Annotated in this window: 20 protein-coding genes; 2 read left to right on the forward strand and 18 right to left on the reverse strand. The window is 37.6% G+C overall.

Annotated elements, in window-relative coordinates; genetic code table 11:
- Positions 1-22: 22 nt before the first annotated feature.
- Positions 23-1,198 (forward strand): dicarboxylate/amino acid:cation symporter, encoded by a 1,176-nt coding sequence (locus J4051_RS16835; protein WP_208235045.1) that lies wholly within the window; start codon positions 23-25, stop codon positions 1,196-1,198.
- Between the two features lie 141 nt (positions 1,199-1,339).
- On the opposite strand, the gene J4051_RS16840 is transcribed toward J4051_RS16835, so the two are convergent.
- From J4051_RS16840 to J4051_RS16920, 17 genes are all read right to left on the reverse strand, one after another.
- Positions 1,340-1,738 (reverse strand): GlcG/HbpS family heme-binding protein, encoded by a 399-nt coding sequence (locus tag J4051_RS16840; protein ID WP_208235046.1) that lies wholly within the window; start codon positions 1,736-1,738, stop codon positions 1,340-1,342.
- Between the two features lie 131 nt (positions 1,739-1,869).
- The gene (locus J4051_RS16845; protein WP_208235047.1) at positions 1,870-2,709 is read right to left on the reverse strand and encodes a helix-turn-helix domain-containing protein; all 840 of its coding nucleotides are present in this window, start codon (positions 2,707-2,709) and stop codon (positions 1,870-1,872) included.
- A gap of 101 nt (positions 2,710-2,810) precedes the next feature.
- The gene (locus J4051_RS16850; protein ID WP_208235048.1) at positions 2,811-3,317 is read right to left on the reverse strand and encodes a GNAT family N-acetyltransferase; all 507 of its coding nucleotides are present in this window, start codon (positions 3,315-3,317) and stop codon (positions 2,811-2,813) included.
- Positions 3,318-3,446: 129 nt separating this feature from the next.
- Positions 3,447-3,881 carry a DoxX family protein gene (locus tag J4051_RS16855; protein WP_208235049.1) on the reverse strand — a complete coding sequence of 145 codons (435 nt, stop codon included), beginning with the start codon at positions 3,879-3,881 and terminating at the stop codon, positions 3,447-3,449.
- 420 nt (positions 3,882-4,301) lie between these two features.
- Positions 4,302-4,481: a hypothetical protein gene (locus tag J4051_RS16860; protein ID WP_208235050.1), complete on the reverse strand. Its 180-nt coding sequence runs from the start codon at positions 4,479-4,481 to the stop codon at positions 4,302-4,304.
- A gap of 41 nt (positions 4,482-4,522) precedes the next feature.
- Positions 4,523-4,783 carry a hypothetical protein gene (locus J4051_RS16865; protein ID WP_208235051.1) on the reverse strand — a complete coding sequence of 87 codons (261 nt, stop codon included), beginning with the start codon at positions 4,781-4,783 and terminating at the stop codon, positions 4,523-4,525.
- Positions 4,784-4,852: 69 nt separating this feature from the next.
- Positions 4,853-5,182, reverse strand: coding sequence for a DMT family transporter (locus tag J4051_RS16870; protein WP_208235052.1), 330 nt, complete (start codon positions 5,180-5,182; stop codon positions 4,853-4,855).
- Between the two features lie 252 nt (positions 5,183-5,434).
- A complete protein-coding gene (locus J4051_RS16875; protein ID WP_208235053.1) occupies positions 5,435-6,064 on the reverse strand; it encodes a DsbA family oxidoreductase in 630 nt (209 codons plus the stop codon).
- A gap of 160 nt (positions 6,065-6,224) precedes the next feature.
- The gene (locus tag J4051_RS16880) at positions 6,225-8,069 is read right to left on the reverse strand and encodes a PLP-dependent transferase (RefSeq protein ID WP_208235054.1); all 1,845 of its coding nucleotides are present in this window, start codon (positions 8,067-8,069) and stop codon (positions 6,225-6,227) included.
- Between the two features lie 229 nt (positions 8,070-8,298).
- A complete protein-coding gene (locus J4051_RS16885) occupies positions 8,299-9,078 on the reverse strand; it encodes an MliC family protein (RefSeq protein WP_236027570.1) in 780 nt (259 codons plus the stop codon).
- Between the two features lie 228 nt (positions 9,079-9,306).
- On the reverse strand, positions 9,307-10,236 hold the full coding sequence (locus tag J4051_RS16890) for a TolB-like translocation protein (RefSeq protein WP_208235056.1): 930 nt from the start codon (positions 10,234-10,236) through the stop codon (positions 9,307-9,309).
- Positions 10,237-10,409: 173 nt separating this feature from the next.
- Complete coding sequence (locus tag J4051_RS16895; RefSeq protein ID WP_208235057.1) at positions 10,410-11,570, reverse strand: pyridoxal-phosphate-dependent aminotransferase family protein; 1,161 nt, start codon at positions 11,568-11,570, stop codon at positions 10,410-10,412.
- Between the two features lie 70 nt (positions 11,571-11,640).
- Positions 11,641-12,129 carry a hypothetical protein gene (locus J4051_RS16900; RefSeq protein ID WP_208235058.1) on the reverse strand — a complete coding sequence of 163 codons (489 nt, stop codon included), beginning with the start codon at positions 12,127-12,129 and terminating at the stop codon, positions 11,641-11,643.
- Positions 12,130-12,380: 251 nt separating this feature from the next.
- A complete protein-coding gene (locus J4051_RS16905; RefSeq protein ID WP_208235059.1) occupies positions 12,381-12,902 on the reverse strand; it encodes a hypothetical protein in 522 nt (173 codons plus the stop codon).
- 288 nt (positions 12,903-13,190) lie between these two features.
- A complete protein-coding gene (locus tag J4051_RS16910; RefSeq protein WP_208235060.1) occupies positions 13,191-13,628 on the reverse strand; it encodes a BLUF domain-containing protein in 438 nt (145 codons plus the stop codon).
- A gap of 248 nt (positions 13,629-13,876) precedes the next feature.
- On the reverse strand, positions 13,877-14,749 hold the full coding sequence (locus J4051_RS16915; protein ID WP_208235061.1) for an SMP-30/gluconolactonase/LRE family protein: 873 nt from the start codon (positions 14,747-14,749) through the stop codon (positions 13,877-13,879).
- Positions 14,750-14,981: 232 nt separating this feature from the next.
- Positions 14,982-15,734, reverse strand: a complete 753-nt coding sequence (locus J4051_RS16920) for an FkbM family methyltransferase (RefSeq protein WP_208235062.1) — start codon at positions 15,732-15,734, stop codon at positions 14,982-14,984.
- A 170-nt stretch (positions 15,735-15,904) separates the two neighbouring features.
- On the opposite strand from J4051_RS16920, the gene J4051_RS16925 reads away from it, so the two are divergent.
- The gene (locus J4051_RS16925) at positions 15,905-16,159 is read left to right on the forward strand and encodes an FAD-binding protein (RefSeq protein WP_317192739.1); all 255 of its coding nucleotides are present in this window, start codon (positions 15,905-15,907) and stop codon (positions 16,157-16,159) included.
- 38 nt (positions 16,160-16,197) lie between these two features.
- Here J4051_RS16925 and J4051_RS16930 read toward each other — a convergent pair whose 3' ends face one another.
- Positions 16,198-16,845, reverse strand: coding sequence for a TIGR02117 family protein (locus J4051_RS16930; RefSeq protein WP_208235064.1), 648 nt, complete (start codon positions 16,843-16,845; stop codon positions 16,198-16,200).
- Positions 16,846-16,873: the final 28 nt, after the last annotated feature.

The following is a 16,873-nucleotide window of genomic DNA, read 5'->3' on the forward strand; positions in this document are numbered from 1 at the left end:
CTTAAGGTATTATATATGTATTATGAAGCGTTTATTTTCAAATCTATTGTTTAAAGTTTTTATTGCCATCGTTTTAGGGACTGTTTTCGGACTGTACTTGCCTGAATCCATCAACAGAATATTCACCACTTTTAATGCCTTTTTTGGACAATTTTTAAGTTTTTCCATTCCTTTAATCATTATGGGATTGATCATGCCAGCCATTTCTGATTTGGGAAAAGGTGCTGGTAAATTGTTGTTGCTCACAGCCGCCATTGCTTATGGGTCTACCTTGTTTTCAGGTTTTATGACCTATTTTGCAACCTCAAGTATATTTCCAACGCTTTTGGAATCGAGCGTCAATAATACGGCTGAAATTGCCGATTCTGGTCGTGAATTAACACCCTACTTCAGTCTTAACATCCCGCCTGTATTGGATGTCATGACGTCATTGGTTTTGGCATTTGTTATTGGTTTAGGACTATCATATCAAGAAAAATCAAGTTTAAAACTGGTCGTCAAAGATTTTGAAAAAATCATCATGCAGTTGATCACTTACGTTATTGTGCCTTTACTTCCACTTTTTATTCTGGGCATATTTGTGAGTATGGCTTTTAATGGGCAAGTGTTTTCAATATTTACTGTATTCCTAAGCATTATAGGCGTCATTTTCGCCTTGCACATTTTACTGCTGTTATTACAATACACCATAGCTGGGTTGTTGACAAAAAGAAACCCTATAAAGTTATTGGCCACCATGATGCCAGCTTACTTCACGGCATTAGGAACTCAATCTTCGGCAGCTACCATCCCAGTGACCTTGGAACAAGCCTTAAAGAATGGTGTTTCAGAAAAGATTGCGGGTTTTGTCATTCCCTTATGTGCGACCATCCATTTGTCCGGGAGTATGATGAAAATTACCGCTTGTGCCATGGCATTGATGATTTTACAAGGGGTGCCCTTCAGTTTTACACTCTTTGCTGGATTTATATTTGTATTGGCAATTGCTATGATTGCGGCACCAGGAGTTCCCGGAGGTGCAATTATGGCCGCTGTAGGCATCTTACAATCCATGTTAGGCTTTAACGAGGAGATGTTGGGTCTGATGATTGCCCTTTATATCGCTATGGATAGTTTCGGAACCGCCTGTAACGTTACTGGCGATGGCGCTATTGCTCTCGTCGTCAATAGAATTACTAAAGAGAAATTGATAGCCTAAATTTCAGGAGTGTTGTGCCCACTTGTGGGTTTTGATACTCTGAGGCTCTTGATTCATCCAGCTTTGTATAAATTCTTTTGAAATATAAAAGAGGATAATTAAAGCATAATTACCCTCTTTATACCTTTAATGCTTCGGTTTTTAGATGCTTGATGCTCCAGCTTCTGCAACAGCATGATCATTTTCAACCGCACTTCCACTAACGCCAATGGCACCAATGATTTCGTCTTTTGAATTCTTGATTGGAATACCTCCTGGGAAGGTGATTAGTCCGTTATTGGAATGCTCAATATTGTATAAAGAACCCCCTGGTTGTGACAATTCGCCAACAACGCCTGTATTCATATCGAAAAAACGAGCAGTTTTTGCTTTTTTGATAGATATGTCAAGTGAACCTAACCACGCACCGTCCATTCTTGCAAATGCTACTAAATTTGCACCTGCATCTACAATGGCGATGTTCATTTTAGTGTCAATTGCAACAGCTTTCTTTTTTGCTGCTGTGATAGCCTTTTCTGCCTGTTCTAATGTAATATTCATAATGTCTTTGTTTTAATAATGTTATTGTTCAAATGCAAATTTACGATGAAGGTAGATGTATTCAGTTATTGTAAGAGTTCAATAGCTTATGAAAACAGGTCAGTTGTAAAATAGTAGATAATGAAATAAACTTATGAAGAGGTTTTACTAGGGCTAAAACCGAATTTGTTTTTAAAGGCAGTACTGAAGTTGGACAGATTGTTGTATCCAAAATCCGAGTAAATTTCAGAAGGCTTTAGAACACCTTCTTCCAAGGTTTCTTTAGCTTTTTGAAGCCGTTTGTCCTGTAGCCATTTACCAGGAGACACTTTATACTCAGATATAAAATGACGCTTAAATGTGGATAAGCTCATATTACATAAAAAAGCAATTTCTTCTAACCTCAAGTTGGAGTGTATCTTACTTTCAACAATTTTTTTAAAGGGTGAACTGCCATCCACAATGAGCGATTGCAAATAGCGTTCAAATTTTCTTCCATATTTCTGGATGAGATAGAGCATCAATTCTTCAAATTTCACAGAGAGTAAATTCTCCATAAAAATTGCAGGAGCATTGCCGATAGTGTTTAATGAATTCAAATAGGAGACGATGTAGGCATCATTTCCAATGATAAAATAAGGAATGTCGTCGCTCACCATCGTCTCATTGTCCGTATGTTTCTCCAAAAATCCTTTTAGGATTCTTTCAGAAAAAAATAAGAGTTTACAGTAATAAATGGCTTCTGTTTCGAGTAATTCTGTCCATAACCAATTCCCTTTTTTTAGCAATAGCGATTGGTCTTTGTTTACGGCAACGGAAGTGCCTGCAAAATGGACTTGTTTTTTGCCAACTTGAAGAAAACTGAACATATTCATGCTTAAGTTGACCTTGCTTTTGACCACATCACTGGTCATTTTAAAATCATAAACGAATAAATCAGGCCTTTCGGCTGACTTCGGAAGGTAGATTTCAGGGATGTTTTCTATTGGCATTTATAACTATTTTCAGTTTTGTAAAATACGATTTTATAAGTTATAACTGTGGGTTTTGGAGCCATCTTATGGTCTTCTTTACACTATTTTGCTCCAATACCTTAGATTTTCATCTCAAATAAACTAAACGGACCTGTCTTATAATGTTCAGGTAAATCACTGGTCCACTCAATGTCTCGGATGCCTTTATGAACAAATCCAGAGCGGATATAATAGCTGTTTAATCGGTCATTTCCACTATGGGTATCCATTCTGATAAAATCGATATCTCTTTCCTTTGCTAAGGATTTGGACCACTCTATAATCTTTTTGATATAAGAACGGCCTCTATAATTTGGATCTGTAGCGATCCGATGCAAGTAAATGGCCTTATCCTGATCTGAGTTGTCCCAAATGACGGGGTCTTCAAAAGTAACAACAAAAGTGGAAGCCATTTCATTGCCTTCCATAATCTTATAATGCCGATTCTCATTTATTTCCTTTTCGATGAGTGCTCTATCAAATCCGCTCCAACTTTTGTTATTTACCGTTTTTTGATAGGCAGTTGCAGCATCGTATAAAGTGAATATGTCGTTGATATCTGCAAGAGTACTTTGTGAAATATTCATTAATAAATAAGTTGTTTATAGGCCCTTTTAAACAGAGTTCCATAATTGATCCATAGAAGGCTTTGAATTTCTTATTCTGGCCGATTGTTTTGTTGCTACGAAGCTACTAATTTAACAAATTTCATCTTCTTATACCTTCGATTTATTAGCTTTTGCGATTAGTAGATCCACCTCTAAATATTTTTCTTTTAAAAAACTTAAAGCGAAGGCTGCTGCCGATGCAGTAAATACTGAATAATCAAAAACACTCTTTATGCCGATGGTAAAGGTCATGGAGAGTGCGAAGATCAAGAGTAGGATTCCACTCAATTTTGCAAACAGTTCCGTTTTAAATCCGATGATCAGGAAAATGGCAAAGATTATTTCTGCTGCTGTGGCTATAGTTCCTACCGTTGGTATTAAGGTGTCGGGAACCCATGGATTCAATACCTGTGTATATTCCAAAAAACTGTCCCAATTTCCCCAAGCAGAACTTTCTTTGGGCCACATGCCCAACCGGTCTGCAGAAGCCGATAGAAACCCGAAAGCAATGGCGAGCCTCAAAAAGAGCTTGATTATTTTCATGATATTTAATTTTATTCCGACCATTGGGTTTTAATACCTCGAGGCTTGCCTCGATCAAAAAGACTATTCCTTATTCATGCCTCGTGGGCTTGCCCACCAGTGCCGGTCGGACGAGCCGCGAGACTCTTGATTTAGGCTTTTTTGAATGCACCTCATCTATTTTAATGTACTTGCGCGCATGGTAGGTGGGTGAATTCTCGTGTTTGCCTATGACATGAAGATGTCTGGCATTAGCTATTAAAATTACGAATTTTGATATTGAAATCCTACTTAAAAGACTTACAGTTAAAAGAGGAAATCGCTAGTGGGATAGGGTGAGCTGTGAATTAAAATCGGTATAAGGAATTAGTTTGTTAGTTCTTAATAGTCAATTCCTGCAAATGTTGGTCAATTTTCTGCCATTTATCTTCGTTTTTACCTTCACTTAAAAAAGGTGATTGTTTTATTGTTGACTATGACGAGTTCTTTAGGGTTGGTATTTACAAACCCAGTTCTTGATGCTTCTGAAATGAAGCTAATGTCATAAGTCAAGTTGTTCTGCTTTCTAAGAATCCGATTGAGACTGACCCGTTCTGCAATTTTGAAATGTCTTGAGCACATGAAATTAAGGGTTAAAAGAATTGGTGGAATTTTATCTCTTACTATTTGAACATGAGTTTATAGACCCAAGTTCCTATATAGTAGAATACTACCAAATACCCAATTAAAAGAAGGCTTCCCAAAACCCACCCAAAAGTGCCCAAAGTAAAAACAAAAGTAAAAATATAAGTTTCAATACTTTCAATGGGTTTTAATGATACCGGAATGTTGTCAGGTTTTGATATGACATCAATTAGCAATATCATGACTAAATACCCGACCAATAACCCAACACAGCCTGAAATTATTTTGTTTTTATTCATTGTAGTCCGTTTCATATAAAGATACTCTGCAGGTTTACTTGGTTATGTTGTCTATCGCAGCATATTAAATTAATTAACCGCTGACTTTGAAAAGACATTCATCACAAACACCCCGGCTACAATCAGTGTGATTCCAATGATGGCAGGCAGGTCTAAGGATTGTTTAAAAATGACTATTGAAATTATTGCCGAGAGCACAATTCCCAATCCACCCCAAATGGCGTAAGCAATGCCCAGCGGAATTGATTTTAAAGCATGCGAGAAAAAGAAGAAACAAATCGTATATGCTACGATGGTCAAAATGGTGGGGATGGTTTTTGAAAACCCATTCGAGGCTTGCATAAAGCCAGTGCCTATAAGTTCAAATATTATTGCCAGTGATAAGAAAAGGTACTTCATGAAGTTTTGTTTTAGGACTGCAAAGAAACAATAAATCTGAAGGAAGTCAAACCGAAGATCTTGAGAAAATAATAATGTAATCAATATGTTTTTAAAAGAATTAGCGGCATCAAATACTGATGCCGCCATTCCTATGAACTGTTGTATCCTGTTATAAATGCTTTGAAATCAAAAAGATTACAAAGCAGATTTTATAAAAATGTGAGATACATATTTACCTTTTCCGATAAACGGAAACTGATGAGTTCAAAACTATTCGTTATATGCGTTCTCTAAGGCCTCCAAAAACACTTCTTCCGGCTGTGCTCCAGAAAGCGCATGTTTATTATTGAATACAAAGAAAGGAACTCCAGTAACGCCTATTTCTTTGGCTTGCATCTGGTCTTCGGCAACATTTTTATCCAAGGCCGAATCGTTGAGTTGTTTTTCTATGTCTTCTGCTTCAAAACCTAAACTTTCTCCAATTTCGACTAACACCTTCATGTCATCAATGTTTTTACCATCGGTGAAATGTGCTTTCAACAAGAGTTCTTTGGCCTCGTTTTGTTTATTGATGTTTTTTGCGGCATGCATTAATTTATGTGCATTAAAGGAATTCGCAACCACCGCATCCTTGAAATTAAAGTCTATACCTACTTCCTTCGCCATAGCGGTCGAGTTTGCCAACATCTGTGACATTTGATCCATGTTTGCACCCTTGTTCACGAAATAATCGATAGTGGAAATGTCCGGATTGGTGCGTAAGTTGGGATCCAACTCAAAACTTTTCCATTCAATAGAAACGTCGTCTTTATGTTTAAACTGTGAAATTGCATTTTCTAATTTCCTTTTTCCGATATAGCAAAAAGGACATCTGATGTCTGACCAAATTGTAATTGTCATATTATTTAAATTATTGATTATTGTTATTAATTATTGTTTATTGTTAAGACGTATGATGGATTTTTTAACCTTGACTTACCATAATGACTAGCTGCACGATCCATCATACCGTGCTAACCTACCGTAAAATTAGTCTTGAATCTGTTAATGCTTACCAAGATCAGAGGTTTTCAACAAAGTCTCTAAAGACTTTCTTATGAAGCTCAAGATCAACTTCTGGTGCTAATGAAACCCGTACAATATAGTCTTTGTCGCCTTCCTTAGTAGTTCCTTGCGTAGAAGTGGCGGGAATGGTCCAATAACACCCTTTAAGCTGCCCGTAACTGACACAGAACTTACTTTCATGGGGGATTTCAGTAATCATTAAATTGATTAATTTCAGGTTCAGGGCTCTTTTATAAGCTTCCCGTTCTGAATCAGAAGCGCCTTTGGTGGGGAGATCCAATGAAAACACTGATGGGGTAAAGCCTTGTTCGGCTAGCTCTTCGGATACAAAATTGATTTTCGCCGCAGGTAAGACTCCATGGATGAAGTTTACAAATTCACGCGTGTTTTTATAAGCATCCTTAATTCGCTGATTCATGGAAGGCAATTGCTTTGCCAATACGTCCATTTGAAGGTCTGTAGCCTCATTATCGCACAGGGACAGATGTAACTCTATCTTGTCCATCAATGCTTCCGTTTTTTTATTTCCTACACAGTAACCCGCTGTACATAGCCCACCACTTGGGAATTTTGATCCGCTGGCGTAAGATATAGTCCGCACCGAAGAGAGGATGTCCTCGTCGCCCAAAAAGTGGACATTGGGACAAAACGTCTGATCTAAAATAAACACTGGATCGATAGCCAAGTCGCCACTTTTCGTGTGACGTTTTTGACTTAAGACCTCTTTTAGTTTTTTGAGATCTGGAACTTCAACTCTTGGGTTTGTTGGGATTTCAGCAATGATGTAAGGGATGGCGTCTTCGCTGGCAATTTTATCTAAAACGTTGGCGATGCTTTCCACCATATCGTTGTCACCATCCACCAGCAAATCAACCACATCAACGTTGTCAAGGCAAGCAGCAACACGTCTTGCTTGATCGTTGGTGCCACCATAACAATTGGGAGGCACAATAAATTTGATGTCTTTTCCTTGATGTTGTTCTTGGGCATCGTGAATAAGTCCCATCATAATGGCATACTGCATGGATAGTCCGCTCGAAGCCACTAATGCCTTTGAGGTACTATTCGTAATTTGATTTATGGTTTTCTCAACGTGCGATTTGTTGGTTTCAACATCAGCGTTTTGAGGGATAATAAATGCGTTGTCAATCAGCAAATTTAAAGCTGAAAGACAATTGGCGGGTGTCATGGCAATAGTCTCTCTTCTTCTGACATGTTGAATCTCTGAAACATAATTGGCGTTTTGCTCCCCATTGACTAAGATCACACTGCCAAGCTGTGGATGCGAAGTCATGTAAAAATCGATGTTAGGGGAGAGGTCAACATCCAGGAATTTGTCGTGTTGTGAAATAAAAACAGTACTACCGTTAAACGGCGACATGTCTTCAGGTTTCTCAATCTGTTTCAACTCAAATTGATAGCCATAAATGCGTTTTAGGAGCTCAGCATCAAAATGGTCAGGTAATGCATCGGTATAAAGAATTTGAGTGCTTTTACCTGATAGCAGGTTTTTTCTTAGAATAGCTAAAATTGGTGCCGTTCTTGACGAAAAACTGATGACATTCTCTGGGTTTAGATTATTTAAGTGTGCAACTTTCCATTCCAGAATACAAGATAAAGGATGGCCAAGTCGAATATAATCATAAGCAGTGGGAAGGTTGTTTAATGCGGATGTTTCATAATTATTAGCTTGAAATAAGCTCTCAAATTCATCTAAGAATTGAGTTTTCGCCAATGCTTCATCATAGATATCAAGGCGATGGGTGGTGATCGTCAACCAGCCGGTGGGCCTGTTTTTTAGGACATTTTTTATATAGTCACTTCTTTTTTTATCTTCCATTAATCTGTCTTTTGAGAGGGCGAGAATATACAATAATTCGATGGGTTTTGAAAAGCCTTATAGCAGGATTTTCGATAGTATTTCTCACGGTATTGTATCGTAATACGTGGCGTTGGTTAAGTAAGTATTATTAAAATAAAATCCTTCCTGCCGTGTTTTTAGACAAAAAGGATTTTTGTTATTTATTCTGCTCGAACAATTGATTATGCACGGGAGCAAACAGAAAGTTTTAGCTTTTAAATACTATTTCTCCGTCTTTTTTCAATTCAAGATTATTCCCTTTGCCTCTGAGTTCGTAGTGGTCATTTTTGTACCAAATTCCTGAAGCAGCTCTTTCACCAACCAAGTCAATTTGTTCACCGCCATCTAAGTAAACTTTTACTTCATTGGTGGTGTTGTTAAAGGTCATGTCCAGTGTTTGTCCTTTTTCGTTTTTTAAAGAGGTTTTTACAATATCGTCGTCATGCTTAAATACTAGCTTGCCATCTTTTTTCAACTCTATATCATTTCCTTTTCCTCTAAGTTCGTAGTGGTCATTTTTATACCAAATTCCAGATGCTGGGTTTTGTCCCTCCAACTCAATTTGTTCACCGCCGTCTAGATAAACTTTAGCCGTGTTGGTGGTGTTATTGACCGTCATATCTAGCGTTTGTCCTTCTTTGTTTTTTAAAGAGGTGGTTATGATAGCGTCATTATATGTGAAGATGACTTTTCCGTCTTTTTTCAATTCTATATCGTTGCCTTTTCCTCTCAGTTCATAATCATCGTTGATGTACCAAATTCCTGAAGCCGATTTTTCTGCAACCAATTCGATGGTTTCTCCTTTGAAATTTACAGTGGCAGTGCCTTTTGTATTATTAAATGCCATTTCTAAGTTGTTTCCGTCTGCGTCGGTTGAGGTGCTTGTTACGATATCGTCAGCAACTTGTTCTGTGGATGTTGTTTCAGTGTTTTCTTGTTTTGGAGATTCTTTACAAGAGCTTAAAAACAATGCGGTTAACATTGTCATTGTTAAAATGGATTTTGTCATTTTGTTCTAATGGTTTTTTGGATTTTTATTTTCCCCTATGGGAAACTGTTAATTTATTTCTTTACCATCTGTACAAAATCTATGCCATTGAACCCATCTTTTCGTAGTGATTTGAATTGTTTTTGTTGATGCATTTCAACATCTGATCTCGTGGATTTTACGACTGATGGGAGTATAGGATTGCTCACATAAGAAATATAATCGACTCTAATTTAATTTAATGGAAGTCGAGTAAATTTTACTCAAACCGTTTGGATTGTTTTGAATGTAGCTTTTAAAATCGTTGATGTCCTTAAATTTCTTTGGGGTGATCGTTTCCCGTCTGCTTGTAAAATATAGAAGCTGATTATTTTCATCGTAAAAAGGACAGTATTCCATATATTTTGAATTTATGGGAAGGCCCATATTGGTCGCTTTCTGCCATTCGCCGTTCTGGTCTTTTGTTGAAATGTATAAATCGCCACTGCCATGGCCATCTTTCTCATTGTATTTTGTAAAAATTAGAAAATCCTCCTTTTTTGAGATGAAGGCATTAAATTCATAGCCGTTGCTGTTGATGTTTTCGTTTAAAAGTACGGGTTCCAAATAGCGTCCCGATTCCCACTTTGAAAAATAGATATCGTCTTTTCCAAGTCCGTCGGGAGCGTCCATCGTAAAATACAGATTGTTATTCTCACTTAGAGTTGGATAAAATTCGTCTAAATCTGAGTTGACCGGTTTGCCCATGTTCTTTGGCTCAGACCATTCAGCATTTTTATGGGGTCTGTCAACATACCAAATGTCAAAATCCTTTTTCTCCTGTGATGAGTCATCCAAGGGTCTATCCGAAGCAAAAAACAAGCGATTGCCATCGCTCGATAAAAACGGTTCCAAGTAGGTGAACTTATCACAAAAGGGCAGAAGTTGAGGGTCTAACCAATTGTTGTTTTCTTGTTTAATGACCGCAATTTGCGAAATTGCCGTACTAGGGCTTTGTAAAGTAAAAAAGGCTTCATCGCCATCTTTGGAAATACAAAAATCTCTCACGTTAAGGAAACCAGTCAATTTATCATTAAAATGAACCAGCTGAGGCTCAGTTTGTGCTGATAACAAATTTAGAAACAGAATGGATACGATAACGATTGTGTATCTGACCATGAGTGTAAGGATTTAAATTATACTTTTTTTTAAAGCTAAAGATAAAAGTAATCTCATTCTGTCAAATTATTTTATTGCATTTTTGGATTTCTTTTCTGAGAGCGATATATAACTAGCATTTCATTCTGCCAAGATTGGGATTGGTTGAGAGTAGTGTACTTTGGAAGCGTTTGTCAGAAGTGCTTCAATATCGCGGCTGTTCCGGAGCCCAATTCATGTTTATGTCCAGAATTCTTTAATACCGTTTCAATTGCGCCTATGGTTCCCAATAAATCGGATTTATTGACCGAACCCATATGTCCAATTCTGAAATACTTGGATTTCAATTCGGGTAAAAGGCCTCCTGCCAGTACAATCCCTTCTTTGTTTACTCCTTGTAGGAAGGACGACGGATCTATCTGACTTGGATAGTACGGGGCTGATAAGGTATTGGAAGCGATGTCTTCGTTTTTTGACAACACTTCCAAACCGATGGCTTTGAGTGCAGCGCGCATGGCCTTTCCAGCTCTTTGGTGTCGGTCAAAACGCTGGTCTAAACCTTCTTTTACAATGTTTTGTAAACTTTTCTCCAACGCCATGATTAAATTGACCGGAGGGGTGCCAAAATAAGAGGCTTGTTTGTTTTCGTAGGCTTTCATGATTGGCAACCAATTGGCCCAATCGCCATAATAATTGGCCACCGGGCTTTTTCGTTGTTCAAAGGCTTGTATCGCATTTTTTGACGCTACTAAAAGTGCCAATCCAGGAGGAACACCTACTGCTTTTTGTGAGGCAGTAAGGACGACATCAATGTTCCAATCATCTTGTCTGATGTCCTCACCAGCAACTGAACATACGCCATCAAGTACTGTCAACACCCCATGTTTTTTACCTAAGGCACCAATCCGTTTAGCATCGTTCAATACTGCGGTGGACGTATCCACATGGGTGAAGGCCAAAAGTTTATAAGTTTTGGATTGGAGCTGTTGCTCGATGCGGTCCATAGGGACAATGTCGCCTACTTCTGCTTCAAGGACGTCTACTTCCGCGCCATAACGCTTTAGGATTTCAGCAAAGCGCAAGCCAAAATATCCGGTAGAAACTACAAGAGCCTTATCGCCAGATTCTATAAGATTGGCTGCCGCCATATCCATGGCAAATGTTCCTGTTCCTGCCACGATGAACACTTGGCCTGATGGGCTTCGACATACCTCTTTCAGAAGTTTAAGTGTATTTGAAAAAGTTGCTATAAAGTCGGGATCCACATGGCTTGGCGTGGGAGTTGCCATGCATTGCAACACGTCGTTTTCAAATTCTATGGGGCCAGGGATCATTAATAATTTTCTCGATTTCATATATGGTGATTGAAAGATTAGCTAAGGTTTGATTGATGATGCGTGATGACTATCACAAACAGATCTATTTTTATTTTATAGGTTCAAAGCCCTGATTGCTTGAAGGTGGTGTATCGGGTGTCTTTATGAATATAAACTCCATTTCTACGGCCTTGTGACACGCGTTGCACGTGTTGGTGAGCGAGGTGTAACTACTATTGAATAATGCAGCATTTTTTTGGTCAATGGCCTTACTGATGCTATCTAATGGTGGCAATATCATGCCCATCAATTCGGTTTCCTTTCTTCCTTTATGGAACTCCTCAATGTCTTCAACAGCCTCCATGATTTCGTGCACTTCAAAGTCAGCAAGATCCCAGTTTTCGTTTTGCCCAGCAAACCATAGTTTAGCGTGATGTGCTTGTATGCTCCCCATAAAATCTCCGAAGCCAGGTTTGTAGGTGTTGGTAAGTTTGATTTCCAAACTGTTAATTTGGTCTTGTAAATCTTTGGTGTTGTCGGTCTGCTGGTTACAGGCAAATAACCCTAAAGTCAATAGGATCAATAGTGTTTTTTTCATCTTAGTGTTTTTTGATGTTTACCGGACGGTATAACGTCTGGGAGTTTGTGTTTGATTATTTAAGCGGTTAAACACTAATTTACCAATTATAAACCGAAAAGAGAAACACTGTCTACCAAAAAGACAGGTAGCAGAGTTTTTAAGGCTGATGAAAACAATTAATCACGTGCAATGATACATTTATAAGGAGCGAGGACTTTATGAGCAGGGCCGTGAGCATTTAGAATTGTTAGCTACGAGGCAATTGACCTTTAGTTGTTGACATACTTTGTTTTTCCGCATTGGGCAAAGCTTTCTTCGCTTTTGAATTCAATTCGGTTATGCTTTGCAAAATCCGATATCAGTAAGGCAAATTGTTCTTTTTTTTCTTTCGTGATATCGTCATTTAGAATATTGAAAAAATAACTCTCAATATTGCCGTTGGGTTTAAAATAGATTTTGTGAACAATAACTATTGAGGAATCCTTCACCTCCCAATGAAATGCGTTTTTTGATAGATGATTTCCAATTCTCTGGTGTAAATCGGTCCAAGATTTAATTACAATCTCATAGTCAGTTGTTGATATTTTTGGATTTAGCAAGTTGGGATGCGTGTGGTCTAAATTTAACTTATTGTACGCGGCTAATTCTTGTTTGTTGTCGAAATTGAAAACAGTAAAGTTTGTTTCCTTGACAATAGTTTTTATTTTGTTGTCGGTAGTTTCCTTACAACTAATTGCTCCCAGGAATAGGATCAGCATGAGTAGCACTCTTGAAATGGTATTGAATTTCATGTGATTTGAAATTTTGAATCTGTTCAAATATAACTAAAACTTTAGTTTAAACTGTGTTTGTAGTTAAAAAGATTGATGTCCAATTGGTTTTATACCATGAAAGTACGTCCGTATCTGCACGACTTTTGGGTTGGCGTGCTCCGTTTAGAGTGTATAAGGACACTGTACTAGCAGAAGATAAATGGCGATGTGATAGCTTTGTCTTTTAAAAGCACGTCTTGTCCATTGGCTATTCGAAGGTAGAGTAGTGATGAAGGTTAAAGAGGTACATCATGTTGCAATCATTCCTTAATAAACTTTCTCAAATTGCCTCACTTGGCCGTCACGCAATATTTTTTGAACGGATGCCCAAAAAGTCAATAACGAACTTGAGGGCTTATCAGTAAGTTCAGAAAGTAATAATAAGTCGTTAACAAACTCCTTGACATTTTTATCATCCGGCCGGTAGTAGGCCATGTGCCATTCCTCGAAAAATCGATGGTCTACATGATTTTTCCAAAGTAAGGTTACCGTATGGTGCCGATCATCAGCCTTAATTTTTTCATAAACTTGGAGCACGTCCTCTTTGTTTCCTTCAAGGATTTGGACAAAACTATCATTATGGTAGATGAGACATCCAGAAATATTCCTTGCCGAATTCGTAGCGATGGCCTCCTCAAGAATGGCTTCTAAATCTTCAAATCCTAATCCTGGTCTTGATGTGGAACGGTAATTTAATTGATACATATCATCCTTAATTTTAATTTTTGCGTTTAATCGAGCATTTATATACCATTGTGAGTTCTGATTTCATATAGGTAGTTAAATACCACCTGTTGTATAAAATCTCGATAAAAAGAACTGCGTTCTTGAAAATCTTTTTCAGTTACTGTCTACTGCTGATTTTCAATTTAAATGCAACTGGTATATTATTAAGCTTATGTGATCACTGAGGACATTCGAGTGAGATCCCTACACCAGCAGTGCTTAATTGTTCATTCTAGTCTATAAAACAGGAGCCGGCTTTGTTTGTTCATGGGCAATAAGAGTAGCTTTTTCTCAGGGATATAGGCAATATCACCTACACTTTGTCCAACTTGAAGGATTTGTTGGGTATTCCCTTTATCATCTACTAAGTGAATATTGCCGCTTCTCCAGTCTGAGATAATCAAACGGTCTTTATCATAAGGTCTGATCCCATCCAAATTGCCAATGATGGTCGTTACCGTGTCAATAGATTTTGTGGTCATGTCTATTTTAGAAACTCTCCCGCCATTGGGTTGGCTTCCCCAAGATGCTACGTACATGGTTTTGTTTTGTACCAATAATCCATTAGGGTTATCTAAATCCTCATCCGCTAACCATAAACTAAAATTACCTTTGGTATCAAGTTGATATATTTTTGAGGTTCGTGTATCGGAGACAAAAACATTCCCCGCAGAATCAATAGCGACATCGTTTAAAAACTGGATACCTTCAATACTATGTTTTTTTATTATTTGTCCGGTCATTAAATCAGCTTCAACAAGCTCTGTGATATCAGATACGTAAAGCCTATCTTCGGTAATGGCAATCCCTTTTGGGTCGTTAAGATCACTGATAAACTTGGCGTTAATGAGCTTGCCCTCGAGATTTATTGTGGCAATAGAGCCATCGCCATCCTCACTCTTGCCGATCAAAGAGGCGTAAATAATAGTGTTTTTAGCATTATAAACTGCCGATTCGCAATGCGTCAACCCCAAAGTCTCAGTAATAAAAGTTGCAATAGGTGGTTTAAGGGCTTCAGATGTGGATTGTGCTACTGCGTTATTGTATTTGCAACTGCTGGCAATAAGTAATACGACTACTGCATTAATAATGTGTTTCATGTCTGTGTGTGTTGACCTATTAATTTACGAATTGCAGTGCGGCCCATACTTAACTTTAGTGTTCTTATCCAAGGAAGAAGACGTGAACCTGAGCAGAGGAGATTGCAATAACTGGTATTAAAGATAAATAATTTTTATTTGTAATGATTCCTCATCGTAACTAAGGGCCACAAACCTGAGAATAAGCTTTTTTGCGAGATGGAAGAACTATGTAGCGAATTTGATTTAGAAATTATACTTTAACATACCAGTCATCCCATTTAGAAAGCGCTTTGTATTTTCTACTATAGCCTTTTTCTTTTAAAAGCTGGAATATTTTTTCTCTACTTTCAGTGAAATTATGTTCAACGGTAATGACTTTGAAAGTGTATTTGTTGAAGTCGAAATGAGAAAGGATTTCATATTCGCTTCCTTCAGTATCAATAGAGAGGTAATCGATATTTTTTGGTGCATCATATTTATCCAATAAATCGATCAGCGAAATAGAGTTGACCTGATAGCTCTTTCCGTCCGCTCTTCTTTTTTTGTGGCGATCGCTATCGTTGAACTGCTTAATGGTCGAAAGTTCCTTGTGTTTGGTTTCGTTAAAGTTGAGCACTGTTTCTGAATCCTTCCAAACGCAATCTGTTTCTATATTGCAATTTCTATTGGTTTTTAGATCGTCATGCCAATCCTTTGCGGGTTCGGCCAAGATGCCTTTCCAATTAAATTGATTTTCCAAAAGATGAGTATTGCTCAAATCGACACCATTTGTAGCGCCAAATTCAACAAAAAAGCCGTTTTTCTTAAAGTCCAACTGATGAAGCACAAAAATATCCTGCTTTAATTGTGATTTAGAATGCTCGTAAGATGAGATATGTTTAAGGACATCTTCTTTTTTAAGATCTAAGAAGTCACCTCTTTTGAGTCCCTTTAAAAGCTTGTGGTTTTCGTAAGCTGATGTAATTGTATTTGAGTTTAATTTTTCAAGGATTTTATCAATCATTTAGGTTGTTTTTGAGACTAGGGAATCACAATAGCAAATAGATGCCACTGCATAACTTAACTTTTAGAAGCACAAATTACGACCATTCACCAAGTTTTTCTATAAATAAAACTATAAATTATTAAAAATATTATGTTCAACATTCTGACCGATGACCAAATCCCAATTTTATAGCGCTTAAAGGAAAACTGTATGCCCTAAAAGTGGAGCTTTCCGATATTGGAGCTTGTGGTGGTCTCATGGTAGATGAACACGGCAGAGTTTTATGGGAAGATAAAACCAGAATTGAAGGCTTATATGCCGTTGGAAACACGGCTGTAATATATTTAGAAGAGTCTTTGGGGTGCTTGTGGTACCATCTGTCAAGGGATGGACATACCCATTTCAATGATTTCAGGAGCAGTCAGAATGATGTCAAAAGTTGATAAAAGACCAATTAATGAATAGATCTCAGCAGACATCTTTATTCATACTTGTTGATGAGACCGAAATCAAAGGGTGTCCAGAGGCAGGCCTTTAAGCCACTTTCCTTAAAGCCAGTGTTGACCCATGTGTTACAAGTATTAAGTATAGTGTAGTTGCCATGAGCTTTATAGAAATCATCTGATGGTGTATAACCTTGATCAAGAAGCATTGTTTTATGGCCGTTTTCATCTATTTTAAAACTATGGAGCAGATAGCTGTTAAGCTGTTTTAATTGTGTTTTGGATAATTTGACTTCAGTCCAATCGGATTGTTTAGCTCTATGTCTGGAAACATGGATTAAGGTAGAGCTTTGTACGAACAAAGCCTTTATGGCATTTCTCAACGTCAGATCGCTCCAATTAGGTGTGTTGATATAAAAATTTTCTTCACCCCAACCGAAAGATAAATAAGAATCATCGTCAAAGTATTTGATGTCCCTAAGCACGGCAGCCTCGATTTGTGTGATGGGAAGAATGATATTTAAATGGACGCCATTGGTACTTAGATAAATTGTTTCAGTATTAATTTCAGGATGGTTTTTAGCATTTACAGTAATAAAAGTCAGGAGTAATGAAATGATTATATATGAAAAGGGCAGGAGAAGGAGCAATAGAACCCATTTTACAATCTTTTTTAAATAGTTCATTTGGTTGACATTTCAATGTGAATACTAA

This window comes from Gelidibacter pelagius, from assembly GCF_017581925.1.
GTDB classification, from domain to species: Bacteria; Bacteroidota; Bacteroidia; order Flavobacteriales; family Flavobacteriaceae; genus Gelidibacter; species Gelidibacter pelagius.